25 protein-coding genes are annotated in these 25,978 nt (G+C 71.8%); 8 read left to right on the forward strand and 17 right to left on the reverse strand.

What is annotated here, in order from left to right; translation table 11 throughout:
* Window positions 1–276: 276 nt before the first annotated feature.
* Window positions 277–975, forward strand: coding sequence for a hypothetical protein (locus tag ACRAKI_RS28580; RefSeq protein WP_447003590.1), 699 nt, complete (start codon window positions 277–279; stop codon window positions 973–975).
* A gap of 119 nt (window positions 976–1,094) precedes the next feature.
* Window positions 1,095–2,093: an IS481 family transposase gene (locus ACRAKI_RS28585; protein ID WP_447003591.1), complete on the forward strand. Its 999-nt coding sequence runs from the start codon at window positions 1,095–1,097 to the stop codon at window positions 2,091–2,093.
* A 63-nt stretch (window positions 2,094–2,156) separates the two neighbouring features.
* Here the strand turns inward: ACRAKI_RS28585 and ACRAKI_RS28590 are convergent, their stop codons facing one another.
* The 3 genes from ACRAKI_RS28590 to dctA all read right to left on the reverse strand — a co-directional run bounded on the left by ACRAKI_RS28590 (window position 2,157) and on the right by dctA (window position 9,933).
* The gene (locus ACRAKI_RS28590; protein ID WP_447003592.1) at window positions 2,157–3,662 is read right to left on the reverse strand and encodes a glutamate synthase subunit beta; all 1,506 of its coding nucleotides are present in this window, start codon (window positions 3,660–3,662) and stop codon (window positions 2,157–2,159) included.
* Window positions 3,655–8,193 carry a glutamate synthase large subunit gene (gene gltB, locus ACRAKI_RS28595; protein ID WP_447003593.1) on the reverse strand — a complete coding sequence of 1,513 codons (4,539 nt, stop codon included), beginning with the start codon at window positions 8,191–8,193 and terminating at the stop codon, window positions 3,655–3,657. Before gltB ends, ACRAKI_RS28590 begins: the two co-directional genes overlap by 8 nt.
* Before the next feature lie 366 nt (window positions 8,194–8,559).
* Complete coding sequence (gene dctA, locus ACRAKI_RS28600; protein ID WP_447003594.1) at window positions 8,560–9,933, reverse strand: C4-dicarboxylate transporter DctA; 1,374 nt, start codon at window positions 9,931–9,933, stop codon at window positions 8,560–8,562.
* Window positions 9,934–10,086: 153 nt separating this feature from the next.
* Here dctA and ACRAKI_RS28605 point away from each other — a divergent pair, with 153 nt between their 5' ends.
* Entirely contained in the window at window positions 10,087–11,025 is a 939-nt protein-coding gene (locus ACRAKI_RS28605) for a TAXI family TRAP transporter solute-binding subunit (RefSeq protein ID WP_447003595.1), read from the forward strand.
* 34 nt (window positions 11,026–11,059) lie between these two features.
* Here the strand turns inward: ACRAKI_RS28605 and ACRAKI_RS28610 are convergent, their stop codons facing one another.
* Window positions 11,060–12,415 (reverse strand): ATP-binding protein, encoded by a 1,356-nt coding sequence (locus tag ACRAKI_RS28610; protein WP_447003596.1) that lies wholly within the window; start codon window positions 12,413–12,415, stop codon window positions 11,060–11,062.
* Window positions 12,416–12,492: 77 nt separating this feature from the next.
* Here ACRAKI_RS28610 and ACRAKI_RS28615 point away from each other — a divergent pair, with 77 nt between their 5' ends.
* Window positions 12,493–13,029 (forward strand): AMIN-like domain-containing (lipo)protein, encoded by a 537-nt coding sequence (locus ACRAKI_RS28615; protein WP_447003597.1) that lies wholly within the window; start codon window positions 12,493–12,495, stop codon window positions 13,027–13,029.
* A 35-nt stretch (window positions 13,030–13,064) separates the two neighbouring features.
* On the opposite strand, the gene ACRAKI_RS28620 is transcribed toward ACRAKI_RS28615, so the two are convergent.
* From ACRAKI_RS28620 to ACRAKI_RS28650, 7 genes are all read right to left on the reverse strand, one after another.
* Window positions 13,065–13,730, reverse strand: a complete 666-nt coding sequence (locus tag ACRAKI_RS28620) for a response regulator transcription factor (RefSeq protein ID WP_447003598.1) — start codon at window positions 13,728–13,730, stop codon at window positions 13,065–13,067.
* 6 nt (window positions 13,731–13,736) lie between these two features.
* Window positions 13,737–14,834: a prolipoprotein diacylglyceryl transferase gene (gene lgt / locus ACRAKI_RS28625; RefSeq protein ID WP_447003599.1), complete on the reverse strand. Its 1,098-nt coding sequence runs from the start codon at window positions 14,832–14,834 to the stop codon at window positions 13,737–13,739.
* A 280-nt stretch (window positions 14,835–15,114) separates the two neighbouring features.
* Window positions 15,115–15,900 carry a tryptophan synthase subunit alpha gene (gene trpA, locus ACRAKI_RS28630; RefSeq protein WP_447003600.1) on the reverse strand — a complete coding sequence of 262 codons (786 nt, stop codon included), beginning with the start codon at window positions 15,898–15,900 and terminating at the stop codon, window positions 15,115–15,117.
* Window positions 15,897–17,120 (reverse strand): tryptophan synthase subunit beta, encoded by a 1,224-nt coding sequence (trpB, locus tag ACRAKI_RS28635; protein WP_447003601.1) that lies wholly within the window; start codon window positions 17,118–17,120, stop codon window positions 15,897–15,899. The genes trpA and trpB overlap by 4 nt, the downstream gene beginning before the upstream one ends.
* A gap of 11 nt (window positions 17,121–17,131) precedes the next feature.
* Window positions 17,132–17,941 carry an indole-3-glycerol phosphate synthase TrpC gene (trpC, locus tag ACRAKI_RS28640; RefSeq protein WP_447003602.1) on the reverse strand — a complete coding sequence of 270 codons (810 nt, stop codon included), beginning with the start codon at window positions 17,939–17,941 and terminating at the stop codon, window positions 17,132–17,134.
* 210 nt (window positions 17,942–18,151) lie between these two features.
* Complete coding sequence (locus tag ACRAKI_RS28645) at window positions 18,152–18,661, reverse strand: Trp biosynthesis-associated membrane protein (RefSeq protein ID WP_447003603.1); 510 nt, start codon at window positions 18,659–18,661, stop codon at window positions 18,152–18,154.
* The gene (locus tag ACRAKI_RS28650; protein ID WP_447003604.1) at window positions 18,654–20,195 is read right to left on the reverse strand and encodes an anthranilate synthase component I; all 1,542 of its coding nucleotides are present in this window, start codon (window positions 20,193–20,195) and stop codon (window positions 18,654–18,656) included. The genes ACRAKI_RS28645 and ACRAKI_RS28650 overlap by 8 nt, the downstream gene beginning before the upstream one ends.
* Window positions 20,196–20,291: 96 nt before the next feature.
* On the opposite strand from ACRAKI_RS28650, the gene ACRAKI_RS28655 reads away from it, so the two are divergent.
* Complete coding sequence (locus ACRAKI_RS28655) at window positions 20,292–20,909, forward strand: TetR/AcrR family transcriptional regulator (RefSeq protein WP_447003605.1); 618 nt, start codon at window positions 20,292–20,294, stop codon at window positions 20,907–20,909.
* On the opposite strand, the gene hisI is transcribed toward ACRAKI_RS28655, so the two are convergent.
* Genes hisI through hisF form a run of 3 tightly spaced genes read right to left on the reverse strand, consistent with a single transcriptional unit; the run spans window position 20,890 to window position 22,393 of the window.
* Window positions 20,890–21,246 (reverse strand): phosphoribosyl-AMP cyclohydrolase, encoded by a 357-nt coding sequence (gene hisI / locus ACRAKI_RS28660; protein ID WP_447003606.1) that lies wholly within the window; start codon window positions 21,244–21,246, stop codon window positions 20,890–20,892. The two genes, ACRAKI_RS28655 and hisI, sit on opposite strands and share 20 nt — an antisense overlap.
* A complete protein-coding gene (locus ACRAKI_RS28665) occupies window positions 21,243–21,620 on the reverse strand; it encodes a hypothetical protein (RefSeq protein WP_447003607.1) in 378 nt (125 codons plus the stop codon). Before ACRAKI_RS28665 ends, hisI begins: the two co-directional genes overlap by 4 nt.
* Entirely contained in the window at window positions 21,620–22,393 is a 774-nt protein-coding gene (gene hisF, locus ACRAKI_RS28670; protein WP_447003608.1) for an imidazole glycerol phosphate synthase subunit HisF, read from the reverse strand. The genes ACRAKI_RS28665 and hisF overlap by 1 nt, the downstream gene beginning before the upstream one ends.
* A 342-nt stretch (window positions 22,394–22,735) precedes the next feature.
* Here hisF and ACRAKI_RS28675 point away from each other — a divergent pair, with 342 nt between their 5' ends.
* The 3 genes from ACRAKI_RS28675 (at window position 22,736) to ACRAKI_RS28685 (ending at window position 24,148) form a co-directional block, all read left to right on the forward strand.
* Window positions 22,736–22,939, forward strand: a complete 204-nt coding sequence (locus ACRAKI_RS28675) for a cold-shock protein (protein WP_033437808.1) — start codon at window positions 22,736–22,738, stop codon at window positions 22,937–22,939.
* 76 nt (window positions 22,940–23,015) lie between these two features.
* Entirely contained in the window at window positions 23,016–23,384 is a 369-nt protein-coding gene (locus ACRAKI_RS28680) for a PPOX class F420-dependent oxidoreductase (protein ID WP_447003609.1), read from the forward strand.
* Window positions 23,385–23,422: 38 nt separating this feature from the next.
* A complete protein-coding gene (locus ACRAKI_RS28685; protein WP_447003610.1) occupies window positions 23,423–24,148 on the forward strand; it encodes a Clp protease N-terminal domain-containing protein in 726 nt (241 codons plus the stop codon).
* Here the strand turns inward: ACRAKI_RS28685 and priA are convergent.
* From priA to ACRAKI_RS28700, 3 genes are read right to left on the reverse strand one after another with little or no spacing between them, the layout of a single operon-like run.
* Complete coding sequence (gene priA / locus ACRAKI_RS28690) at window positions 24,111–24,845, reverse strand: bifunctional 1-(5-phosphoribosyl)-5-((5-phosphoribosylamino)methylideneamino)imidazole-4-carboxamide isomerase/phosphoribosylanthranilate isomerase PriA (RefSeq protein ID WP_447003611.1); 735 nt, start codon at window positions 24,843–24,845, stop codon at window positions 24,111–24,113. The genes ACRAKI_RS28685 and priA overlap by 38 nt on opposite strands.
* A 9-nt stretch (window positions 24,846–24,854) precedes the next feature.
* The gene (gene hisH, locus ACRAKI_RS28695; RefSeq protein WP_447003612.1) at window positions 24,855–25,490 is read right to left on the reverse strand and encodes an imidazole glycerol phosphate synthase subunit HisH; all 636 of its coding nucleotides are present in this window, start codon (window positions 25,488–25,490) and stop codon (window positions 24,855–24,857) included.
* Window positions 25,491–25,499: 9 nt separating this feature from the next.
* The gene (locus ACRAKI_RS28700) at window positions 25,500–25,976 is read right to left on the reverse strand and encodes a hypothetical protein (RefSeq protein ID WP_447003613.1); all 477 of its coding nucleotides are present in this window, start codon (window positions 25,974–25,976) and stop codon (window positions 25,500–25,502) included.
* Window positions 25,977–25,978 lie beyond the last annotated feature (2 nt).

Below are 25,978 nucleotides of genomic sequence, written 5' to 3' on the forward strand. Positions count from 1 at the left end.
TACGCATATTCACCGCGATATCCTTTCGTCGGGGAAAGGCTCTCCAACCGCTTGAGTCGCCGGAAACGTCGTTCCGCTACAGAGAAAGTGAAACTTCGCCCACTCGCCGACTCGAATGGCGCCACCGGCCCATTACCCGACCCCCCGATGGCGGCACGAGAACTATTCAGCCCAAGTGACGTGGAAATTACCGGAGGGACGATGTTGTCCAGCGATAGCGCTCCCGCCGCAGTGCTGGATGCGGAGTCGCCGGATCGGCGCGCGCACATCCGACGTTTGATCGACAGCACCGAGGAGGGCTTGGACGACAAGATCCTGGCACTGCTCGGAGACGAGCGGAGCACGGTGGAGGCGGTGCTCTGCCGCATCCTCGCGGAGCGGGACCCGGACCGGGACCCGTTTTACGCGCTCGCCACCTTCGCGCGCCGGCCGAAGTCCGGGAGGAAACCGGGCCGGATCGACGCATGGTTGCGCAGTCAGGCCTATCGCACCCCGATGGGGATCCCGTACGGGATTCCCCGTCTCCGTCGCGCGTCGCCGATCGAGCACTATCGACGGGACCTGACGAGTCGGATCGCCCTACGTCGGTTCAACCCGGTGTTTTCCCTCGGTGACACGGCGGACCCGGCCGCGGTGCCGCTCGTCGTGAAGGCGTTGCGGGACTGGAAGTGGTACATCCGCACGGAGGCCGCCGGGGCGATCCGCCGGCTCATCAGGGATGGTGCCGTCGCACCGGAGGCGGTGGAGTCGGTGGCCGACGCTCTGGTGGCCACCTGCCTTGTTGCGGACCGCAAGCCGAAGGTCGTGGAGCACGCGGCGGCGGCGTTGTCCGCACCGTTGCTCCGCGACCGGTTGGTGGAGGCGCGGCGCTCGTCCCGGCTGAACCCGGCGAACGCCGCACTCGTGGACGCGGCACTCGAAGGCAAGGCGCCCGCACTGCCACCTATCTGGGTGGGTGACGTGGAAGGCGGCTAGCTGTACTGCCCTGGGAGGTTGTGGGCGGTCCGACACGTAGTCGGATGATGTTGGAATGAGGGAGGGCCTCCGGGTTCGGTGTGGATTGCGACGTCTACACCAAGCCCACGGAGGCCCTCGTGACCCACGCTAACGCACCGCTGACCCCGGCGGGCAGGCTGCGCCTGGCCCGGTGTGTCGTGCAGGACGGCTGGCCGCTGCGACGCGCGGCCGAGCGGTTCCAGGTCTCGCCGACCACCGCCGCGCGCTGGGCCCGGCGCTACCGCGAGCACGGGGAGGCGGGTCTGGTCGACCGCTCCAGCCGCCCCCACCGCAGCCCACGCCGCCTGCCGACCCGCCGCGAGCGCCGCATCGTGAAGGTGCGTCTGGCGCGTCGGTGGGGGCCGGCCCGCATCGCCTACCTGCTCGGCCTGAACCCCTCCACGGTGCACCGGGTGCTGCGGCGTTTCGGCCTGGCCCGCCTGGCGCACCTGGACCGGGCCACCGCCGTGCCGGTGCGCCGCTACGAACACGCCGCGCCCGGCGACCTGGTCCACGTCGACATCAAGAAGCTGGGCAACATCCCCGACGGCGGCGGCCACAAGGTCCACGGCCGGCAGGCCGGCGGGCGCAACAGCTCCGCCCACCGCGACCCGGGCAGGCCGCGCAAGGTCCACGGCCGTCCCAACCTCGGCTACGCCTACCTGCACAACGCCGTGGACGACCACTCCCGCCTGGCCTACACCGAAATCCTCCCGGACGAGACCAAGCAGACCGCCGCCGCGTTCTGGACCAGGGCGCAAGCGTTCTTCCGGGCCGCCGGGGTGACGGTGAAACGGGTGCTGACCGACAACGGCTCCTGCTACCGCTCACACCTGTGGCGCGACACCCTCACCCAGTCCGGCATCACCCACAAACGCACCCGCGCCTACCGGCCGCAGACCAACGGCAAGGTCGAACGCTTCAACCGCACCCTGCTCGACGAATGGGCCTACGCCCAGGCATACCGGTCCGAGACCGAGCGGCGAGAGGCGCTGCCGCGATGGCTGCACACCTACAATCACCACCGCGGCCACACCGCACTCGGCGGCCAGCCACCCGCCACCCGCGTACCCAACCTCACAGGACAGAACAGCTAGCGAACGTCCGAGGTGGAGGCCGCCCCGACGACGCTGTCGGGGCGGCCCGGGCGATCCAGCGGATCACACCACGGCGAGCGGAAGCATGTTGGGGATCACCGGGGACGGCAGGTCGGACGAGCCGGTCAGGTAGCGGTCCACCGCGTTGGCCACCGAACGGCCCTCGGCGATCGCCCACACGACCAGGGACGCGCCGCGGTGGGCGTCACCGCAGACGAACACACCGGGCGACTGCGTCTGCCAGTCCGAGCCGCACGAAATGGTGCCGCGCGGAGTGAGCTGGATGCCCAGCCCGTCCAGCAGCGGCATGTGCTCGACGCCCTCGAAGCCGATGGCCAGCAGCACCAGGTCCGCCGGCAACACCTCGACCTCCTCGGACGTCGGCACCACCTGGCGACGGCCGGAGGCGTCCTTCTCCACCCGCACCTTGCGCAGCCGGATCTGCCGCACGTGCCCGTCCTCGTCGCCGACGAACTTCTCCACCGCGACCGCGAACTTCCGCTCCCCCGCCTCCTCGTGCGCGGCGTAGGTGCGGAGGATCCAGGGCCACAGGGGCCACGGCGACCGCGAATCGTCCCGAGTGGACGGTGGCATCGGGTACTGGTCGAGCTGGAGCACCGAAGCCGCGCCCTGCCGGGACGCCGTGCCGTAGCAGTCGGCGCCGGTGTCGCCGCCGCCGATGATCACGACGTGCTTGCCGGCCGCGTCGACGGCGGGCGGGCCGTCGCCCTCGCACGCGCGGTTCGCGGGCACGAGGTGTTCCATGGCCAGGTGGATGCCCCGTAGCTCACGGCCGGGCGTCGTCGTGTCGTCACGGCCGCGCAGAGCGCCCACCGCGAGCACCACGGCGTCGAACTTCGACCGCAGCTCCTCGACCGTCAGGTCCACCCCGACCTCGCAGCCGGTGACGAACTTCGTGCCCTCCTTGCGGAGCTGCGCGAGCCGCCGGTCGAGGACCTTCTTCTCCATCTTGAACTCGGGGATGCCGTACCGGAGCAGCCCGCCGAGCCGGTCGTCCCGCTCGAACACGGTGACCTCGTGCCCGGCGCGCGTGAGCTGCTGCGCCGCCGCGAGCCCGGCCGGACCGGAGCCGACGACCGCCACCCTCTTGCCCGACACCACCTGCGCCTGCGCGGGCCGCACGTAGCCCTGCTCCCAGGACACGTCGGCGATGGTCTCCTCGACCCGCTTGATGGCGACCGCGCCGCCCGCGTCGTGGCTGATCGCCAACACGCACGCCGCCTCGCACGGCGCGGGGCACAGCTTGCCGGTGAACTCCGGGAAGTTGTTCGTCGCGTGCAACCGGTCGGACGCCAGCTCCCAGTCGCCCGTGCGGACCAGGTCGTTCCACTCGGGGATCAGGTTGCCCAGCGGGCACCCGGCGGACCCGGAGTGGCAGAACGGGATGCCGCAGTCCATGCACCGCGCCGCCTGCGTGCGCACCTCCGCGTCACGCTGCTCCGCCGGGACGTCGAGGTAGACCTCGTTCCAGTCGGACAGCCGTTCGGCGGCGGGCCGCTTCTTCGGCTCGGCACGGGAGTGCTTGAGGAAACCGTACGGGTCAGCCACGAGAGGCCTCCATGATCGCCTGGTCGACGTCCCTGCCTTCCGCGCGGGCGAGCCTCATCGCTTCGAGCACGCGCTGGTAGTCACCGGGCATGACCTTGGTGAACGACGCGGAACGCCGGGGCCAGTCGCCGAGCAGCGAGGCGGCCACCGCCGAACCGGTGAGCTGGTGGTGGCGTTCCACCACTTCGCGCAGCCAGCGCAGGTCGTCCGCGCCGGGCCGCTGCAACTCGACCATCGCGGTGTTGACCGCCGCCGGGTCGAGGTCGAGCACGTACGCCACGCCGCCGGACATGCCCGCGGCGAGGTTGCGGCCGGTCGGCCCGAGCACCACGGCCCGGCCGCCGGTCATGTACTCGAACGCGTGGTCGCCGACTCCCTCGGCGACGGCCAGCGCACCCGAGTTCCGCACGCAGAACCGCTCGCCGACCCGGCCGCGCAAGAAGATCTCGCCGCCGGTCGCGCCGTAGCCGATCACGTTGCCGGCGATGACCTGCCGCTCGGCCGCGAACGGCGCGTCCGGGTGCGGTCGGACGATGATCCGGCCGCCGGACAGGCCCTTGCCGACGTAGTCGTTGGCGTCGCCGACCATCTCCAGGGTGATGCCGCGCGGCACGAACGCGCCGAGCGACTGGCCGGCCGACCCGGTGAACGTCACGTGGATCGTGTCGTCGGGCAGGCCGTCACCGCCGAACCGGCGGGTCACCTCGGCGCCGAGGAGCGTGCCGACGGTGCGGTTGACGTTGCGCAGCGGCAGTTCCAGCCGCACCGGGCGGGCGTCCTCCAACGCGGCGTCGGCGAGCTGGATCAGCGTGCGGTCCAACGCCTGCGCCAGCCCGTGGTCCTGGTCGCGGACCTTGCGCTTGGCCGTGCGGTACGGCGTCTCGGGCACCTCGAACACCGGCGACAGGTCCAGCCCGGCCGCCTTCCAGTGCTCGACGGCGTCGTCGGTCTTCAGCAGCTCGGCGTGGCCGACGGCCTCGTCGATGGTGCGGAAACCCAACGACGCCAGCAGTTCCCGGACTTCCTGGGCGACGAACTCGAAGAACGCCACCACGTGGTCGGCCTGCCCGGTGTACCGCTTGCGCAGCTCCGGGTTCTGCGTGGCCACGCCCACCGGGCACGTGTCCAGGTGGCACACCCGCATCATGATGCAGCCCGCGACGATCAGCGGCGCGGTGGCGAAGCCGAACTCCTCCGCGCCGAGCAGCGCGGCCACCACGACGTCACGGCCGGTGCGCAGGGCGCCGTCGACCTGCACGGTGATCCGGTCGCGCAAACCGTTGAGCAGCAACGTCTGCTGCGTCTCGGCGAGGCCGATCTCCCACGGCGTGCCCGCGTGCTTGAGCGAGTTCAACGGGGACGCGCCGGTGCCGCCGTCGTGGCCGGAGATCAGCACCACGTCCGCGTGCGCCTTCGCCACGCCCGCCGCGACCGTGCCGACGCCGACCTCGCTGACCAGCTTCACGTGCACGCGGGCCTGCTCGTTGGCGTTCTTCAGGTCGTGGATCAGCTGGGCGAGGTCTTCGATCGAGTAGATGTCGTGGTGCGGCGGTGGGGAGATGAGGCCCACGCCCGGCGTGGAGTGCCGGGTCCGCGCGATCCACGGGTACACCTTGTAGCCGGGGAGCTGGCCGCCCTCGCCGGGCTTCGCGCCCTGCGCCATCTTGATCTGGATGTCGCTGGCGTTGACCAGGTACTCGCTGGTGACGCCGAACCGGCCGGAGGCCACCTGCTTGACCGCGCTGCGCCGCTCCGGGTCGTACAGGCGCTCCGGGTCCTCGCCGCCCTCGCCGCTGTTGGACCGGCCGCCCAGCCGGTTCATCGCGATGGCCAGCGTCTCGTGCGCCTCCGCCGAGATCGACCCGTAGGACATGGCGCCGGTGTTGAACCGCTTGACGATCGAGGAGACCGGCTCGACCTCGTCGATCGGGATCGGCGTGCGGCCCTCGGCGGCGAACGAGAACAGCCCGCGCAGCGTGCCGCCCATCCGGGACAGCCGCTCGACCTCTTCGGTGTAGCGGCGGTACACGTCCTGCTTGCCGGTCTTCGTGGCGTGCTGGAGCAGGAACACCGTCTCCGGCGTGAACAGGTGCAGCTCGCCCTCGCGGCGGTAGGCGTACTCGCCGCCCACCTCCAGCCGGCGGTGCGCGCGGTCGGCCGGGTTGTCCGGGTGGGCGCGGCGGTGGCGCAGGGCCACCTCCTCCGCCAGCACGTCCAGGCCCGCGCCGCCGAGCTTCGACACCGTGCCGGTGAAGTACTCGTCCAGCAGGTCCTTGGACAGGCCGACGGCCTCGAACACCTGCGCCGCCGTGTACGCGCCGACGGTCGAGATGCCCATCTTCGACATGATCTTCAACGTGCCCTTGACCAGCGCCGTCACGTAGTTCCGGACGGCCTTGCGCGGCTCGATGCCGGTGACCGCGCCGGTGCTGATCATGTCTTCGATCGTCTCGAACGCCAGGTACGGGTTCACCGCGGCGGCGCCGTAGCTCAGCAGCGCGGCGATGTGGTGCACCTCGCGGGCGTCACCGGTCTCCACGACCAGCGCGACGCGCAGCCGTTCCTTGGTGCGCACCAGGTGGTGGTGCACCGCGGAGACGAGGAGCAGCGACGGGATCGGCGCCATCCGGTGGTCCGAGTCGCGGTCCGACAGCACCAGCGTGCGGGCGCCGTTCTCGATCGCCTCGGACGCCTCGCGGCGCACCCGCTCGACGGCCGCCGCCAGCGCCGCGCCCCCGCCGTCCACTTCGTACAGTCCACTGAGGACCGTGCAGGCGAAGCCGGGCAGGTCGCCGTCGTCGTTGATGTGGATGAGCTTGGCCAGCTCGTCGTTGTCGATCACCGGGTAGGTCAGCTTGATGTGCCGGCAGCTCACCGGGCCGGGCTCCAGCAGGTTCTGCTCCGGACCCATGACCCGGGACACGCTGGTGACGATCTCCTCGCGGATCGCGTCCAGCGGCGGGTTCGTGACCTGGGCGAAGTTCTGCACGAAGTAGTCGTAGAGCAGCCGGGAGCGCTGCGACAGCGCGGCCACCGGGGTGTCCGTGCCCATCGAGCCCAGCGGCTCGGCGCCCGCCGTGGACATCGGGCCGAGCAGGACGCGCAACTCCTCCTCGGTGTAGCCGAACGTCAGCTGGCGCCGCACCACGGACTCGTGGCTCTGCACCACGTGCTCGCGGTCGGCCAGGTCGGCCAGCTCCAGCAGGCCGGCGTGCAGCCACTCGTCGTACGGCTTCTCCTCGGCCAGCGCGGCCTTGACCTCGTCGTCCTCGACCAGCCGGCCGGCGACCGTGTCGACCAGGAACATCTTCCCAGGCTGGAGGCGGCCCTTGGCCACGACCTGGTCCGGCGGGACGTCCAGCACACCGGCCTCGGAGGCCAGCACGACGCGGCCGTCGGCGGTCTGCCACCAGCGGGCGGGGCGCAGCCCGTTGCGGTCCAGCACCGCGCCGACCAGGGAGCCGTCGGTGAACGTGACGCAGGCCGGGCCGTCCCACGGCTCCATCAGGCTGGCGTGGAACTCGTAGAACGCGCGGCGCTTCGGGTCCATCGAGGTGTGGTTCTCCCACGCCTCGGGGATCATCATCAGCACCGCGTGCGGCAGGCTCCGGCCGCCCAGGTGCAGCAGCTCCAGCACCTCGTCGAAGCTCGCCGAGTCGGAGCCCTCCGGGTGGCAGATCGGGAACAGCCGGGCCAGGTCGCCGGGGATGAGGTCGGAGGCGAGCAGCGCCTCGCGGGCCCGCATCCGGTTCCGGTTGCCGCGCACGGTGTTGATCTCGCCGTTGTGCGCGACGTACCGGAACGGGTGCGCCAGCGGCCACGACGGGAACGTGTTCGTGGAGAACCGGGAGTGGACCAGGGCGATCGCGCTGGCCAGCCGCTCGTCGCGCAGGTCGGGGAAGAACGCGGGCAGCTGGCCCGTGGTCAGCATGCCCTTGTAGACGATCGTCCGGGACGACAGCGACGGGAAGTACGTGCCGACGTCGGCCGCCGCGGTCTCGTGCTCGACCCGCTTGCGCAGGGCGAACGTGAGGCGGTCCAGCTCGACGCCGTGGTGGCCGGTCGCGGACTTGAGCAGCAACATCGCGAAGTGCGGCATCACCGACCGGGCGGTCGGGCCGACACCGGCGTGGTCCGGGGCGGTCGGCACGTCGCGCCAGCCCAGGACCTCCAGGCCCTCTTCGGTAGCGATCCGCTCGGCCAGCTGGACGGCCTTCCCGCGGTCGCCCTCGCCAGAGGGCAGGAACGCGATGCCGGCCGCGTACGCGCCCGGTTCGGGCAGGTCGAAGTCCAGCACGTCCCGCAGGAACGCGTCCGGCAGCTGCAGCAGGATCCCCGCGCCGTCACCGCTGGTCGGCTCGGCGCCCGCGGCGCCTCGGTGTTCCAGGTTGGCCAGCGCGGTGAGCGCGTCGACGACGATGTCGTGCGAGCGCCGGCCCTTGATGTCGGCGACCATCGCCACACCGCAAGCGTCACGTTCCGCGGTGGGGTCGTAGAGCCCCTGCGGGGACGGGATGGCGGAGAAGATCACTGCGCAGACCTCCTTCGTCGTCCTTGGTGAAAGAACGAGTCCTCGTGTCCAGGTCCTGGAATCCGGGTAGCTGGGCACGGGACGACGATGGCCCGCGTGTTGACGCGACTTTAACAGTCGCGAAACCGGACCACACCATCCATCGGGTGATCTCAGTCGTCAAGTCGTAACGATTCGGCCCGCAGGAGCGATACCGGGAACCGACTTGTTACGCGTTGTTAAGCATAACTGAGCCCAGGGCTCCGCGCGCGTGGGTGAGACCTTGTCTACAGCACCCCGTCGTCACGTAAGCGCAGGTGAGCCCCCCGGTTGCCGCCGCCTGGGCGCGGAAGGCGGCGACGTCCGGGGGGCTCACGGCCGGATGGCTCAGCGGGTCGCGCCGGCTCCCACCGGTTCGCGGTCGCCGACCTCGTCGTCGTGCTGACGCTCCATCAGGGCGTCCACGTCGACCAGCGACGGGTCGTCCATGACCTCCCGCAGCCGTTCCTGGTCCAACTGGCGCTGCCAGCGGGCCACCACGAGCGTGCCCACGCCGTTGCCGATCATGTTGGTGATCGCCCGCGCCTCGGACATGAACCGGTCGATGCCCACGATCAGCGCGATGCCGACCGCCGGGATGGCGCTGTTCGCCTCGAACGCGCTCAGCGAGGCCGCCAGCGTGACCAGGCCCGCACCGGTGACGCCCGCCGCTCCCTTGCTCGCCAGCAGCATGAACAGCAGCAGCCCGATCTGGGTGCCCAGGCCCACCTCGACACCCGTCGCCTGGGCGATGAAGATCGCGCCCATGGTCAGGTAGATGCAGGTGCCGTCCAGGTTGAACGAGTAGCCGGTCGGGATGGTGAGGCCGACCACCGACTTGTCCGCGCCCGCCGCCTCCAGCTTCACCAGCATCCGCGGCAGCACCGTCTCGGACGACGACGTGCCGAGCACGATCAGCAGTTCGTCCTTGATGTACCGGAGGAACTTGAAGATCGAGAACCCGGCGTACAGGGACACACCGCCGAGCACCACCAGGATGAACAGCAGGCACGTCGCGTAGAACGAGCCCATCAGCCAGGCCAGCTTGCCCAGGATCGAGCCGCCGAACTTGCCGATCGTGTAGGCGATGCCACCGAACGCGCCGATCGGCGCCGCGTACATGACGATCTTGATGACGCCGAACATGACCTTGGCGACGGTGTCGAGCGCCGCCACCACCTTCTCGCCGCGCTTGCCCATGCCCGCCACGGCCACCGCCACCAGGACCGCGACGACCAGCACCTGGATGAGCTGGCCGTCGGTGAACGCGCTGAGGAACGACTTGGGCACCAGGCTGAGGACGAAGCCCGTCACACCGCCCGTCTCGGCGGTCGCGGCGTCGGCGAGGGTCTTCTCCGCCGCGGCGTCGTTCAGCGGGACCGACGCGCCGTGGTGGCCGGGCTCGACGAGGTTGACCACGACGAGCCCGATGGCCAGCGCCGCCGTCGTCATCGCGGTGAAGTACAGGATCGTCCGCAACGCCAGGCCGCCCGCCTTGGCGAGGTTCCCCAGGCCCGCGATGCCGACCACGATGGTGCAGAAGATGGTCGGGGCGATCACCACCTTGACCAGCGCGATGAAGAAGTCGGCCAGCCACTTCATGCCGGACGCCTGTGCGGGGAAGGCGTACCCGACGACCACGCCGAGCACGATCGAGACCAGGACCCAGAAGTAGAGGTGCTTGTAGATCGGTTTGCGCTCACGTGTCGGCGCGCTGACCACGTCTCCTCCAAGGGGACCGTTGCCTGCCGGCTGGCTGGGGTTGGTTGGTGATCCTCAGCACGGGGCGGGGTCGCGACAAGGAGCGCGCCGGAAACTTCAGGTCCCTCTGACGTAACTCCCCGTCCACCCGGCCGACGGGACTAGTCTGCGGCCGTGCGCGTTACCCGGCGTTCCGTGCTGCTGGCCGCCCTGGCGGCGGGCGTGCCGTGCGCCGGGTGCGCGTCGGGCGGCGCGCCGGTCCTGGAGGAGCTGGTCCTGGCGACCGGGCCGGACGGCGCGGTGTTCCGCGAGATCGGCGGGGCGCTGGCGGCGGCGCTGGCGGACGAGCTGCCGGAGACCCGAGTGGTGTCCCGCCCGACCGGGGCGTCGGTGGAGAACGTCCGGCTGTTGCAGGAGGGCGGCGTCCAGCTGGGACTGTCCTCTTTGGATCCCATCGTGGGCGGCGCGCTGCTGAGCGCGGACGATCCCGCCGGCATCAGCGCTGTGGGCCGCCTGTACGACAGCTTCATGCAGGTCGTGGTGCCCGCGGATTCCCCGGTGCGCCGCCTGTCCGACCTGGCCGGGCGGCCGGTGTCCTTCGGCCCGAGCGAGTCGGGGACCGAGTTCACCGCGACGCGCCTGCTGTCCCTGCTGGGGATCCCGGTGGATGCCCGGCGGATGGCGCACGCCGAGGCGTCACGTCAGCTGGTGGCCGGGTCGCTGGACGCGTTCCTGGCCCTGACCGGCATCCCGACCCCCGCGATCACGGACATCCTGGACGCGTTCCCCCTCCGGTTGCTGGACCTGCCCGAGGAGGCGGTCCGGCTGGCCGCCGTCCACTCCGGCCCGTACGTGCCCGCGACCATCCCGGCCACGACGTACGGCGCCCTCGGCCCGTGCCGCACGTTCGCCGTGCCGAACCTGCTGCTGGCGCGGACGGCGTTGGACGCGGACGTGGTGGAGGTGGTGACGCGGACGGTGTTCACGCAGTCGGAGCGGATCGCCGCGGGGCACCCGGAGGCGAGCCGGATCAACGTCCGAACCGGCATCGCGACTGGTCGGGTGCCGCTGCACCGAGGCGCCGAACGCTGGTTCCGGGCCACCAAGCGCTGACCGCCCGGCTCGTGCGCGCCGAGGTCGCCGGCGGTCACGCGCCGAGGCGGACCACCGCGTCCAGGCCGTGCGGCTCGGCGGGCAGCAGCGCCAGCTCGCCGCCGGCGGACCCGATCAGCTCGGCGCAGATCGCCAGGCCCAGCCCCGTGCCGACGACGTTCTGGTGGCGTGGCGCGCGCCAGAACCGCCGCACGGCGTCCGCCCGTTCCTCGTCGGACAGCCCTGCTCCGTCGTCGGTCACGTGCAGCTCCACCCGCCCGTCGACCGCTCTCCCCCACACCCGGACGCGGGTGCCGCCGGACAGGCGGATCGCGTTGCCCACCAGTTCGTCCAGCACGCTGCCCAGGCCGCCGGGCGGTTCCAGCACCCGCAGGCCGGGTGGGACGGCGACGTCCAGGCTCAGGTCGCCGGCCAGCGCTCGCCAGCCCGGGACGTGGGTGGCCAGGAGGCTGTCCACTTCGACCGGCTCGGCGGCGGACGCGCTGTCCAGGCGGGTGGCGGCCAGGAGGGTGTCCAGGACGCGGCCCATCTCCTCGGCCTCGTCCACCGCTATGCGTTGCGCCTCGCGGCCCGCGTCGCCGGTCACGTGCGGGGCCAGGTTGTCGACCGCGAGCCGGAGGGCGGCCAAGGGGTTGCGGAGTTGGTGGGAGGCGTCCGACACGAACGCGCGTTGCCTGCGCAGGGCTCTCCCGACCACGTCGACCATCGCGTTGAAGCTGGTGGCCAGCCTGCGCAGTTCGGGTGGGCCGCCCAGCTCGTCCGCGCGGGCGTCCAGCCGGCCGCCGGCCAGGGCCGCGGTGGCTTCGTCCAGCCTGCGGACCGGGCGGAGGACCCAGCGGGACATCGGCCACGCCACCGCGACCACACCCAGCATGGGGACCAGGCCGACGAGCGCCAGCAGGCCCCACTGCCGGAGGATCGCGGACCTCAGGGTGTCGGTCGGGGAGATCGTGACGACGGCCGCCACCACCTCGCTGTCCCGGCCGACCGGCTCGACCACGACCAGGTCCACCCGTTCCCACGGCCACACCGACTGGTCCGCCTCACCCCGGTAGCCGCCGAACGCCGCCTCCAGGCCGACCTCCACGCGCGGGTCGGTCAGCGGGAACGGCTGGCGGGAGGCCTCGACGACCGTGCCGTCGGTGCGGACCAGGCCTGCCGAGATGCCGTAGAGCTGGTCGTACCGGATCAGTTCCTCGCGCAGCGCCGTCAGCCTGCCCGACGCCAGGGCGTTCTCCGCCAGCGACGCGAACCGCCCGGCGTCGCCCAGGCGGTCGAGGTAGGTCTCCTGGCTCTCGCGTTGCACGACCGCGAACGCCAGGGGCACGCCGAGCGCCGCCACCAGGGCGACGAGCAGCGGCACGATGAGGACCAGCAGGCGGCGCAGCACGCGGAGACAACCTCCCCTGGGGGATGTGCGTCATATCACAGTGGGCCGCTCCGGCCCACGAGAGGTGAGAAGGGGGAATGGGCATGCTACGCAAGATCGCGCTCCTGCTGTCCGCGGTCACCGCGATCGTCGTGGTGGCGCCGCTGACGGGTTCCGCCGCGGCGACCGCCTGCCCGACGGTCTACTGGGGTTCCGGCCCCAAGGTGGCGTCGCAGACGACCACCGGCGCGTTGACGAACATCCGGGCCGGCAGACACGAGTGCTACGACCGACTGGTGTTCGACTTCATCGGGACGAACGACGGCTACAACGTGCAGTACGTGTCCGAAGTGGTCCAGGAAGGCTCCGGCTTCCCGGTTCCGCTGCGCGGTGGCGCCAAGTTGCGGATCACGGTGAACTCCCCGGCTCACGACCACCACGGCAACCCGACCTACCGCTTCGCCAACCCGTCCGAGTTGGTGGACGTGACCGGCTTCTCGACGTTCCGCCAGGTCGCGTGGGCCGGGTCGTTCGAGGGCCAGACGACCGTCGGGCTCGGTGCGCGGGCACGGCTGCCGTTCCGCGTCTTCACGCTCCCCGGGCGGGTCGTGGTGGACGTCGCCCACGTGTGGTGACCGGTCGCCGTTGACGGCGACGAGCTGATCCGAAGTCAGGTGTGGGCTGCCACCCGGTAGCCCACACCTCTGATCGTCTCGATGCGCAGGGACTCGCCGAGCTTGCCGCGCAGTGCGGCGATGTGGGTGTCGAGCGTGCGCGACGGCGCTTCCCAGTGCGCCTGCCACACCTGGTCCACGATCAGGTCGCGGCTGACGACCGTGCCCGCCCGCCCCACGAGGAGGGCGAGCAGGTCGAACTCCTTGCGGGTCAGGGTCACCGGGTCGCCGTCGATCGTGGCGAGCCTGCTGCCCGGGTCCAGGGTGAGCGGGCCCAGCGTCACCTGGTGCTCCCGTTCGGCGGCACGTGCCGCGCGGGTGCGCCTGAGCACCGCCTCTATCCGGGCCAGGAGTTCCGCGGTGCCGAACGGCTTCACCACGTAGTCGTCCGCGCCGAGGCGCAGGCCGAGCACGCGTTCCCGCTCCTCACCGCGCGCGGTGACGGTGATGACGGCGGTGCCGGCGCGGTGGCGAAGCTCGCGCAGCACGTCGAGGCCGTCGCCGTCGGGCAGGCCGAGGTCGAGCAGGACGACGTCCGCCGGCGGTGCGGTCAGCGCCGCGGCGGCCGTGCCCGCGCGGTGGACTTCGTAGCCCGCGTGCCGGAGTGCGGTGAGCAGACCACGCGCCACCCGGTCGTCGTCCTCGACGACGAGGATGCGCATCCGCGCCTACTGGGCCGGCTTGTCGTCGATGTCCGCGGACTTGTCGCGCGCCGTGTTCGTGTCGGGGACGGTCGCTCCCCCGGGTGCCGTGGCGTCGGCGTCGGGGGTGTCGGCCGGGCTTGCCCCGGACGCGCTCGTCCCGGCCGGGCTCGCCCCGGACACGACCGTCCCGGACTCCGTCGTCCCGGTCACCGCCTGCCCGTCCGGGGAGGCGTCGGGGTCGGGTTCCGCTCCGTCGTCGGGATCACGGCGGACGATGACCTCGCGCTCGCCCCTCTTCGCGGCGAGCACGAAGTAGATGACCGCGCCGACGAACACGATGGCGGACACGAGCACGTTGATGCGCATCCCGAACACCTGGGTGGCCGGGTCGACGCGCATGATCTCGATCCAGAACCGGCCGGCCGTGTAGCCCGCGACGTACAGCGCGAACACGCGGCCGTGGCCCAGCCGGAACTTCCGGTCGGCCCACACGATGAGCAGTGCGACGCCGAGGTTCCACAGCAGTTCGTAGAGGAACGTCGGGTGCACGATCTCGATCGGGGTGTGGTCGAGCGCGACGCCGGCCAGGTCGTCCTTGAAGCCGGTGTCCGGGTCGACCCGCTCGTAGATCTCCAGGCCCCACGGCAGCGTGGTGGGACCGCCGTAGAGCTCCTGGTTGAAGTAGTTGCCGAGGCGGCCGATGGCCTGCGCCACGACGATGCCGGGTGCGAGGGCGTCCGCCATCGCGGGCAGGGGGATGCCCCTGCGCCGGCAGGCGATCCACGCGCCCACGCCACCCAGCGCGATGGCGCCCCAGATGCCGAGGCCACCGTTCCAGATGGCCAGGGCGTCGAGCGGGTTGCGGCCCTCACCGAAGTACTTGTGGTAGTCCGTCGCCACGTGGTAGAGCCGGCCGCCGACCAGGCCGAAGGGGACGGCGAAGACGGCGATGTCGGTGACATCGCCCTTCTGTCCGCCTCTGGCCACCCAGCGGCGCTCACCCCACCAGATGGCCAGGATGATGCCGAGGATGATGCACAGCGCATAGGCGCGGATCGGGATCGGTCCCAGTTGCCACACGCCCTGGTCGGGGCTGGGGATCGTCGCGAGGTAAGTCGTCACCACGGCCACCACCGTAGTGGGTGCGCCCGTTCGTCCTGGACGGACAGCTCGATTGTTACCGGGAAGGGTCGTTCGAGCCTCAGCGAGCCGCCCTCGCCGTGGGCGATGCGCACGTGCTCGACGCCGTCGAGTTCGGGCAGGGTCGCCACCGGCTCACCGGCCTTCGGGTCGACAACCCCAGGGGGTGGTCGAAGTGGCGTTCGCAGTCCGCCGTGCCACACCGGAGGTATTGCCGCATGGCGCTGCCGTCCGAACGGCGTAGTTCACCCGACCGTGCGTGCTAAGCGGGCGTCGCCACCTGGCGGACCCCGGTGGCCAACTCCTCGGTCAGCGCCGCCACGGTGCCGTCCTGCACCGCCGACACGAACGCCGAGCCGACGATGACCCCGTCCGCGAACGCCGCCAGCTCGGCCGCCTGCGCCCCGCTGCGCACGCCCAACCCGACGCCGATCGGCATGTCGGTGTGCTCACGCACCCGCTTGACCAGCGCCGGAGCGGCCGACGACACGACATCGCGCGCTCCGGTCACCCCCATCACGGACGTGGCGTAGAGGAAGCCGCGCGACGACTGCGCCGCCAGGTCGATGCGCTCGGCGCTGGACGACGGCGCGACCAGGAAGATCCGGTCCAGGTCGTGCGCGTCGGTGGCCTCGACCCACTCGGCGCCCTCGTCGGGCACCAGGTCGGGCGTGATGACGCCCAGCCCGCCGGCCGCCGCCAGGTCGCGCGCGAACCGGTCCACCCCGTACGCCAGCACCGGGTTCCAGTACGTCATCACGACCGCGCGCCCACCGGCCGCCGCCACCGACTCGACCACGCCGAACAGGTCCCGCACCCGGAACCCGCCGCGCAGCGCCTGTTCAGCGGCGCGCTGAATGGTCACGCCGTCCATGACCGGGTCGGAGAACGGCAGGCCGACCTCGACCAGGTCGCACCCGGCCGACACCATCGTCTTCAGCACGTCCTTCGAGCCCTCGACCGACGGGTAGCCCGCCGGGAGGTACCCGATCAGGGCCGCCCGCGACTCGGCCCGACAGGTCGAGAAGACCGAAGCCAGTCCACTCACGACTCCACCCCCAGGCCGAACCACTTGATCGCGGTGTCCATGTCCTTGTCGCCGCGACCGGACAGGTTGACCAGGATCAAGCCCTCCGGCCCCAGCTCACGTCCGAGCACGAGGGCTCCGGCCAGCGCGTGCGCCGACTCGACCGCCGGGATGATGCCCTCTTCCCGCGACAGCAGCGCGAACGCCTCCATCGCCTGGGCGTCCGTCACCGGCCGGTACTCGGCGCGTCCGGTGTCCTTCAGGTGCGCGTGCTCGGGTCCGACGCCGGGGTAGTCCAGGCCGGCCGAGATGGAGTGCGCCTCGGTGATCTGCCCGTCCTCGTCCTGCAGGACGTACGACATCGCGCCGTGCAGCGATCCGGGCGTGCCGGCGGTCAGCGTCGCGCCGTGCCGGGCCGTGTCGATGCCGTCCCCGCCCGGCTCCAGGCCGACGAGCCGCACCGACGGGTCGTCGATGAACCCGTGGAAGATGCCGATGGCGTTCGACCCGCCGCCGACGCACGCGGCCACCACGTCGGGCAGCCGGCCGGCCTTCTCCACGATCTGCTGCCGCGCCTCGATGCCGATGATCCGGTGGAAGTCGCGCACGAGCACCGGGAACGGGTGGGGCCCGGCGGCGGTGCCCAGCAGGTAGTGCGTGTCCTCGACGTTGGCGACCCAGTCGCGCAGCGCCTCGTTGATGGCGTCCTTGAGCGTGCGCGAGCCGGTCTTCACGGGGATGACCTGCGCGCCGAGCAGCCGCATCCGGGCGACGTTCAGCGCCTGCCGCTCGGTGTCGACCTCGCCCATGTAGACGACGCAGTCGAGGCCCATCAGCGCGCACGCGGTGGCGGTGGCCACGCCGTGCTGGCCGGCGCCGGTCTCGGCGATGACCCGCTTCTTGCCCATCCGCTTGGTGAGCAGCGCCTGGCCCAGCACGTTGTTGATCTTGTGCGAGCCGGTGTGGTTGAGGTCCTCGCGCTTGAGGAACACCCGCGCGCCACCCGCGTGGGCGGCGAACTTCGGCGCCTCGGTCAGCAGCGACGGGCGGCCCGCGAAGTCGCGCAGCAGCCTGGCGAACTCGTCCAGGAACTCCGGATCGACCCGCGCCTTCTCGTAGAACGCGGCGAGTTCGTCGACGGCGCCGATGAGCGCCTCCGGCATGAACCGGCCGCCCCACCGCCCGAAGTGGCCCCGGTCGTCCGGGTCGTGGGGTGTCGGAGCCAACTGGCCACGCGACATGCGCTCTCCCTCTACCTGCTCGGCCGGGGGCACGCGGGATGGGACCCCGCGGTCACCAGCTTGTTCACCGCGACCTTGGGGTCGCCGCTCGTCACCAGGCTCTCGCCGACCAGCACCGCGTCGGCGCCCGCGCCCGCGTACGCCATCAGGTCGCCGGGGCCGGTCACGCCGGACTCCGCGATCTTGATGGTGTCGAAGGGCAGGCCGGGCGCGATCCGCCCGAACACGTCCTTGTCGACTTCCAGGGTGTGCAGGTTGCGGGCGTTCACGCCGATGACGCTCGCCCCCGCCTCCAGCGCGCGGTCGGCCTCCTCGGCCGTGTGCACCTCGACCAGGGCGGTCATGCCGAGCGACTCGACCCGGTCGAGCAGGGAGACCAGGGCGTTCTGCTCCAGCGCGGCCACGATCAGCAGCACCAGGTCGGCGCCGTGCAGGCGGGCCTCGTGCACCTGGTACGGGCTGACGATGAAGTCCTTGCGCAGCAGGGGAACGCCCACCGCCGCGCGCACCGCGTCGAAGTCCGCCAGGGACCCGCCGAAGCGGCGTTCCTCGGTCAGCACGCTGATCACCCGCGCGCCGCCCAGCTCGTACTGCGCGGCGAGGTCCGCCGGCTCCGGGATGTCGGCCAGCTGCCCCTTGGACGGGCTGCGCCGCTTGACCTCGGCGATCACGCCGACGCCCGGTCCGCGCAGGATGGTCATCACGTCCTGCGGCGGCGGCACCTTCGTCGCCTTCTCCCTGAGCACGTCGAAGGGCAGTGCCGCCTCACGTGTGGCGAGGTCTTCGCGGACGCCTTCGATGATCGATTCGAGCACGGTCATCCGCGCACCCCGCTCGACTCCGTCAGACCTTCCGGTTCAGTCGCAAGCTCCCGCACGTCATGCTCCCCTTCCCGCCACGAGGATGCTAACCCCGCCACGAACGGCCTCCGGCCACCGGGGTAGGCCCGTTCGCGCTGCTGGCCGGGGTCCTGACGAGCCGACGTGCGCAAACGTGCGGGACCGGCGGTCCGGTCTGCCGCCGCCGAGCGGTCAGTCCCGGTCCGTGGGATCGTCGCCGCGCTCCAACGCGTTCCACAGCTCCCGTTCGGGATCGGCGGTCCGCTTGGCCGCGCCGGGCGTCTGGTAGCCGCCGCCGAGGCGTGGCATGGCCGATCCGCGCACGACGAGCAGCGCTCCCGCCGCGACCACGAGCGACGCGGCCACGAGCACGAGTCCGCGGCCGGTCGGCGGACCGTCGGCGGCCAGCCCCTGGAACCCCGCCGCGACGCCCGCGAGCAGCACCACGACGCCGAGCGCGCGCCGCACCCAGCCGCTCAGCGCCACCACGGCGGCGATCGCGGCCAGGCACAGCAACGCCAGCGGTGTGAGCGCGGGCACGACGTCCGCGCCGGTCCGGTCCGCCGACGAGTCCCACGTGACGCCGGAAGCGCCCCACATCGCCGCCGCGCCGAGCAGCAGCAGGGCCACCACGATCCACAGTGGACGCCGGCCGCGCCGGTCGCCCGGCACGGGCGCGCCGGACCCGCGCACGTCAGACACGCGCCGGGTCCACCGCCGGCGCCATGGTCTGCGCGGTCGCGATGGCGGACAGGACGGCGCCCGCCTTGTTCAGGCACTCGTTGTCCTCGGCGACCGGGTCGGAGTCGGCCACGATGCCGCCGCCCGCCTGCACGTACGCCACGCCGTCGCGCACGAGGGCGGTCCGGATGGCGATCGCGGTGTCGGCGTCGCCGGCGAAGTCCAGGTAGCCGACGACGCCGCCGTACAGGCCGCGCCGGGTGGGCTCCAGCTCCTCGATCAGCTCCATCGCGCGCGGCTTGGGCGCGCCGGACAGGGTGCCGGCCGGGAAGCACGCGGCGACCGCGTCGAACGCCGTCCTCCCCTCGGCCAGCTCGCCGCTGACCGTGGACACGATGTGCATGACGTGGCTGTACCGCTCGACCTTGAAGAAGTCGACCACCGTCACCGAACCGGGCTTGCACACCCGACCGAGGTCGTTGCGGCCCAGGTCGACGAGCATCAGGTGCTCGGCGCGTTCCTTGTGGTCGGCCAGGAGGTCCTTCTCCAGCAAGGCGTCCTCCTCCTCGTCCACGCCCCTCCAGCGGGTGCCCGCGATGGGGTGCGTGGTGGCCTTGCCGTCGCGCACGGTCACCAGGGACTCGGGGCTGCACCCGACGATGTCGAAGTCGTCCAGCCGCAGCAGGTACATGTACGGGCTGGGGTTGGACGTGCGCAGCACGCGGTAGATGTCGAGCGCGTCGGCGTCGGTGCGCATCTCGAACCGCTGCGACAGCACGACCTGGAACGCCTCACCCTCGCGGATGGCCTCCTTGGCCTTCTCCACGGCCGCGTAGTGCTCCTGCTGGGTCCGGCGGCGGACGAACTCCGGCTTGGGCCGGGCGAACACCGCGGCCGAGGGCGGCGCGGCGCTCTGCAGGTCCTGCGTCATGCGGTCGAGGCGGGCCACCGCGTCGTCGTACGCGGCGTCCACCCGTTCCGGTGAGTCGTCCCAGTTGATGGCGTTGGCGATGAGCGTGACGGTGCCCTCGTGGTGGTCGAGCGCGGCGAGGTCGGTGGCCAGCAGCATGACCAGCTCGGGCACCTCCAGGTCGTCCTCGGTCAGCGACGGCAGCCGCTCCAGCCGGCGGACCGCGTCGTAGCCGATGTAGCCGACCATGCCGCCGGTCAGCGGCGGCAGGCCGGGCAGCGGGTCGGTGCGCAGCACCTCGATGGTCTCGCGCAGCGCCACCAGCGGGTCGCCGCCCTCGGGCAGGCCGACCGGGTGCGGGCCCTGCCAGAACGCCTCGCCGCCGGTCGCGGTCAGGGCGCCGGCGCTGCGCGCGCCGACGAACGACCAGCGTGACCAGGAGCGGCCGTTCTCGGCCGACTCGAACAGGAACGTGCCGGGCCGGTCCGCCGCCAGCTTGCGGTACAGCCCGACCGGTGTCTCCGCGTCCGCCAGCAGCCGCCGCACCACGGGGACGACCCGCCGCTCGGCGGCGAGCTCGCGGAACTCCTCGCGCGTCGGACTGACCTCGCCCAGACCAGCACCTGCACCGATGACGCTCACCATGGGCGTCATTGTGCCGGTCGTGTACAGGCGCCCGTTCGACCGGGCTCTATTTCAACGCGCGTTGAAAAACTTCCGGGTCTGACGCATGATGGTGGGGTGAACCCAGGCTCGCAACACAGCACCGAACCGAAGCGCCGGGGTCGCCGCGCCGGCGGCGAGGACACCAAGGCGGCGCTGCTGGCCGCCGCGCGCGAGGTGTTCGTGGAACGCGGCTACGAGGGCGCGACCGTCCGGTCCATCGCCGCGCGCGCGGGCGTCGACGCGGCGATGGTCAACCACTGGTTCGGCGGCAAGGAAGGCCTGTTCGCCAAGGCCGTGCTGCAACTGCCGATCGACCCGAACGCGCTGGTCGACCGCCTCCTCGACGGCCCGGACGAGGAGATCGGCCAACGGATCGTCCGCACGTTCCTCACCGTCTGGGACCCGATCGGCGGCGGCCCGTTCGCCGCCATGGTGCGCAGCGTGACGTCCCACGACCAGGTCGCCGACGTGCTGCGCGGCTTCTTCGTGAACACCCTGCTGCGGCGGATCGTCGTGCACCTCGACGCGCCCGACGGCGACCTGCGCGCGACCCTCGCGGCCAGCCAGATCATCGGCATGGGCATGGTGCGCTACGTGGTCCGGTTCGAGCCGCTCGCCTCGGCGGACGTGGACACGATGGTCAAGGCCATCGCGCCCAACGTCCAGCGCTACCTCACCGGGGATCTGGGCTGAGCAGCACGGTCGCGTCGAAGCACGTCGCGTCGCCGGTGTGGCAGGCGGCGCCGACCTGGTCCACCTGGAGGAGCAGGGTGTCGCCGTCGCAGTCCAGCCGCACCTCGTGCACGTACTGCGCGTGGCCGGACGTCTCGCCCTTCACCCACAGCTGCCGGCGGCTGCGCGAGTAGTACGTGGCGCGGCGGGTGGTGAGCGTGCGGTGCAGGGCCTCGTCGTCCATCCAGGCCACCATCAGCACCTCCCCCGTGCCGCGGCGCTGCGCCACGGCGCACACCAGGCCGTCGGCGGTGCGCTTGAGGCGTGACGCGATGGACGGGTCGAGCGCGCTGGTCAACGCTTGCCTCCGAGGAAGTGGTCCCGGGCGGGCCGGGTGTTGAGCAGCACCACGGCGAAGACGTGGGCCGCGGAGAGCAGGCCGGAGAGCGCGCGGACCCACAGCTCGCCCTGGTTGAGGACCGTGAGCAGGTGCACCAGGGCCACCAGGGCGAACACCGCCATCGCCGTCAGCCGGGCCGGGCGCGGACCCGCCATCAGGCCGCCCACCGCCAGCAGCCCCAGCACCGCGATGATCACCGGGAACCTGATCCAGCCCGAGTCGCCGTCGCCCTGCCACTGGATCAGGCCCATGAGGACGAACGCCAGGCCGCCCACCGCGCCGATCAGGACCGCGAGGGACACCTCTTGGGGCGCGTTGCGGGGAACGAGCATCAGCGGACCTCCACGCCCGCGTCGCGCAGGCCGCGCTTCACGTCACCGATGCGCAGCGTGCCGAAGTGGAAGACGCTGGCGGCGAGCACGGCGTCCGCGCCCTCGACCACGGCCGGCGGGAAGTGCTCCACCGCGCCCGCGCCGCCGCTGGCGATCAGCGGCACGTCCACGACCTCGCGGGTCAGCCGGATCAGCTCCAGGTCGAAGCCGGCCTTGGTGCCGTCGGCGTCCATCGAGTTCAGCAGGATCTCGCCGACGCCCAGCTCCTGGCCCTTGGCGGCCCACTCGACCGCGTCGATGCCGGTGCCCTTGCGCCCGCCGTGCGTGGTGACCTCGAAGCCGGAGGGGGTGGGCTTCTCGCCTGCCGGCACGCGCCGCGCGTCGACCGAGAGCACGATGCACTGGGCGCCGAACCGGCGGGACAGCTCGCCCAGCAGCTCCGGGCGGGCGATCGCGGCCGTGTTCACGCTGACCTTGTCCGCGCCCGACCGCAGCAGCTTGTCCACGTCGTCCGCGCTGCGCACGCCGCCGCCCACCGTGAGCGGGATGAACACCTGCTCCGCGGTGCGCCTTACCACGTCGAACGTGGTCTCGCGGTCACTGGACGACGCCGTCACGTCGAGGAACGTCAACTCGTCCGCGCCCTCCGCGTCGTAGGCCCGCGCCAGCTCGACCGGGTCGCCCGCGTCGACGAGGTTGGTGAAGTTCACGCCCTTCACCACCCGGCCCCGGTCGACGTCGAGGCAGGGGATCACGCGCACCGCTACTGACATGGGTAAAAGCCTACGGGGGCGTCCTGAGCGGCCGGCTCGCGGTGCCGGAGTGGTCGACTCGCGGTGCCCGACCGCGCGGCTCGCGGTGCCGGAGTGGAGGGCTCGCGGCGGCTGGGCGGAGGGGTCGCGGGGGTCCCACTTTTGGGGAGTGGGACGTGCGACACGTGCCGAGGGGGCGACGTGGCGGCCAAAGTGTGGTTCACTTATGGAGGTCGCAAGTTTTGTGTTCGTGTTTATCCACGCTCGCGAAACGCGTTTGAGCGTGTGATTCCTCAGGGTCAGCGTTTGGACCGGCCGCAGCGGGTGCGTTCGCCCCGTTGGTAGCTGTATGAGGAGTAAAGCATGGCGCAGGGCACCGTGAAGTGGTTCAACTCGGAGAAGGGCTTCGGCTTCATCTCCCCCGAGGATGGCGGCGCTGACGTGTTCGTCCACTACTCGGAGATCCAGAGCGGCGGCTACCGCAGCCTGGAAGAGAACCAGCGCGTGAGCTTCGATGTCGGCCAGGGTGCCAAGGGCCCCCAGGCCACCAACGTGACGGTCATCTGACCTGAGCGTTACCGGTTGAGCCCCGTTCCCACTTGTGGGAGCGGGGCTCTTCCGCGTTCCGGCTAACGTTCCGGGCATGGATCTCGCAACCGGCAAGTACCTCCTGCTGATCACCTACCGCAAGAACGGCGCCGCCGTGCCCACCCCCGTCTGGGTCGCGGGCGAGGGCGGCAAGCTGTACGCGTGGTCCGCCGCCGACGCGGGGAAGGTCAAGCGCATCCGCCGCAGCGGCGACGTCCGGATCGGCCCGTGCGACATCAAGGGCAAGCCCACCGGCGAGCAGGTCCCGGCCACCGCCCGACTCCTCGACCAGGCCGGCAGCGACCGGGTCCGGTCCCTCATCGCGAAGAAGTACGGCCTGGTGGGCAGGGTCACGCTCTTCGGCAGCCGCCTCCGCCGGGGCCGCGACGGCACGATCGGCATCGAGATCACTCCGTCAACCTGAAGTTGACCGGCCGCTGATCGTCAACCTACAGTTGACGAGTGGTAGCCCCTCCGGTCCAGCTCACGGACCTCATCGTCACCGTCGCGTCGGAACACCCGGACGTGCTGGGCAGACTGGCCGCGGCCGTGGAGCTGAGCGGCAAGCTCGACGAGCTGGGCGACCACCTCATCGGCCACTTCGTGGACGAGGCGCGGCGCGCGGGCGCGAGCTGGACCGACATCGGCGAGAGCATCGGCGTCACCAAGCAGGCCGCGCAGAAGCGGTTCGTGCCCAAGGTGTCGGCGGAGGTCAAGCCGAGCTTCGACCGCTACACCGACCGGGCGCGCCGGGTCGTCGTGCTGGCCCGGCACCACGCCCGGTTCAGCGAGCACATCGGCACGGAACACCTGCTCCTGGGCCTGCTGGACGAGTCGGGCGGCCTGGCGGCGAAGACGATCGCCAAGCTGGAGGCGGCGGAGGGCACCACCCGGATGGCGGTGCTGAACGCGTTGGACGGCACGGTCCGTCAGCGGCCCGAGCCGCAGCCGTTCACCGCGCACTGCAAGAAGGCGCTGGAACTGGCCGTGCGCGCGTCACTGCGCCACGGCCACACCTTCGTGGGGCCCGAGCACCTGCTGATCGGCCTGCTGGCCGAGGGCGAGGGCACCGCGGCCAAGGCCCTGGCCGACACGGGGGTGACCAGGGAGGCCGCGGAGACCCACATCGTCCGCGAGATCAACGACGCGATCAGCCGCGGACCGCGGCCAGCGCCTCCGGGAGCGTGAACGCGCCCGCGTAGAGGGCCTTGCCGACGATCGCGCCCTCGACGCCGTCGCGGGACAGCTTCGACAGCGCGACGAGGTCGTCCACGCTGGACACGCCGCCGGAGGCGATCACCGGGGCGTCGGTGCGCGCGCAGACCTCGCGCAGCAGGTCGACGTTCGGACCCTGGAGGGTGCCGTCCTTGCCGACGTCCGTCACGACGTAGCGGGCGCAGCCGTCGCGGTCCAGCCGCTCCAGCACCTCCCACAGGTCGCCGCCGTCCTTGGTCCAGCCGCGTGCGGCGACCCGGTGGCCCTGGTCGGTGATCCGGACGTCCAGCCCGACCGCGATCTTCTCGCCGTGCTCGGCGACGACCTTCGCGCACCACACCGGGTCCTCGAGCGCGGCCGTGCCCAGGTTCACCCGGGCGCAGCCGGTCGCGAGCGCGGCGGCCAGCGAGGCGTCGTCCCGGATGCCGCCGGACAGCTCGACCTTGACGTCCAGTTCACCGACCACGCGGGCCAGCAGCTCGCGGTTGCTGCCGCGGCCGAACGCGGCGTCGAGGTCGACCAGGTGCACCCACTCGGCGCCGTCGCGCTGCCACGCGAGGGCGGCGTCCAGCGGGTCGCCGTAGTTGGTCTCGGTGCCGGCCTCGCCCTGCACGAGGCGAACGGCCAGGCCATCGGCCACGTCAACAGCCGGGAGCAGCGTGAAAGTCACACGAACAGCCTAGTTGAAGCTCTCCAACCAGTTCTCCAGCAGGTGCGCGCCCGCGTCGCCGGACTTCTCGGGGTGGAACTGGGTCGCCCACAGCGGCCCGTTCTCCACCGCCGCGACGAACTCGTCGCCGCCGTGCTCCGCCCACGTCACCAGGGGCGCCTTGAGCGTGTCCGACGAGTCCAGCTCCCACTGGCGCACGCCGTAGGAGTGCACGAAGTAGTAGCGGGTGTCCGCGTCGAGGCCCGCGAACAGCTTGGTGTCCGCGGGTGCGCGGACCGTGTTCCAGCCCATGTGCGGCACGACCGGGGCGTCCAGCCGCTCCACCGTGCCGGGCCACTCGCCGCAGCCCTCGGTGCGCACGCCGTGCTCGATGCCCCGCTCGAACAGGATCTGCATGCCGACGCAGATGCCGAGCACGGGACGTCCGCCGGCGAGCCGCCGGCCGATGAGCAGGCCGCCCTTGATGGCGTCCAGCCCGGCCATGCAGGCGGCGAACGCGCCGACGCCGGGCACCACCAGGCCGTCCGCGTCGAGCGCGGCCCGATGGTCGGCGGTCACCTCCACGTCGGCGCCTACGCGTTGGAGCGCGCGCTCGGCGGAGCGGATGTTGCCGAATCCGTAGTCCAGCACAACGACTCGTGGCACGTCACCAGGTTAGGCCAACGGTGAGCCGCCCTGCGTCACCGGGACCACCGGCAGGACCGTGTTGATGGGCAGACCGGCCCGGTCGGGCAGCGCGGTGACCCACGTGTCGGCGCGGCCCTCGTCCACCAGGGCCCGGACCTCGGTGACGTCCGTGGGCAGCTCGACGGGCCGGGGCAGGGCGTCCAGCCGCCACCAGCGCAGCAGGCCGACCAGCCGGCGGGCCGAACCCGTGGAACCCGCCCGCTCGCCGTCCGTCCACACCTCGGCCCCGGAGGTCCAGCGCAGCAGCAACGCCGCCGCGCCCGTCCCCCGGACCTGTTCGGCGAGCCGTGCGGCGTCCGCGAACCCGATCTGCCTGCGCGGCAGCAGCACGGTCCCGGACGCCACCGGGACCAGTGCGGCCGGGCCCGCCGCCGCGCGGTGCAGGTTCAGCTGCAGCTCCGCAGTCGGCGCGGGTGTCCAGATCAGGGTTCTCGGCACGCTCACAG

Source organism: Saccharothrix isguenensis, assembly GCF_052936305.1.

Coding starts and splice junctions, on each gene's coding strand:
- ACRAKI_RS28615 (WP_447003597.1), top strand. CDS start 12,493: ATGGGCATGCTACGCAAGATCGCGCTCCTGCTGTCCGCGGTCACCGCG.
- ACRAKI_RS28620 (WP_447003598.1), bottom strand. CDS start 13,730: ATGCGCATCCTCGTCGTCGAGGACGACGACCGGGTGGCGCGTGGTCTG.
- trpB (WP_447003601.1), bottom strand. CDS start 17,120: ATGTCGCGTGGCCAGTTGGCTCCGACACCCCACGACCCGGACGACCGG.
- trpC (WP_447003602.1), bottom strand. CDS start 17,941: ATGACCGTGCTCGAATCGATCATCGAAGGCGTCCGCGAAGACCTCGCC.
- ACRAKI_RS28650 (WP_447003604.1), bottom strand. CDS start 20,195: ATGGTGAGCGTCATCGGTGCAGGTGCTGGTCTGGGCGAGGTCAGTCCG.
- ACRAKI_RS28665 (WP_447003607.1), bottom strand. CDS start 21,620: ATGCTCGTTCCCCGCAACGCGCCCCAAGAGGTGTCCCTCGCGGTCCTG.
- hisF (WP_447003608.1), bottom strand. CDS start 22,393: ATGTCAGTAGCGGTGCGCGTGATCCCCTGCCTCGACGTCGACCGGGGC.
- ACRAKI_RS28675 (WP_033437808.1), top strand. CDS start 22,736: ATGGCGCAGGGCACCGTGAAGTGGTTCAACTCGGAGAAGGGCTTCGGC.
- ACRAKI_RS28680 (WP_447003609.1), top strand. CDS start 23,016: ATGGATCTCGCAACCGGCAAGTACCTCCTGCTGATCACCTACCGCAAG.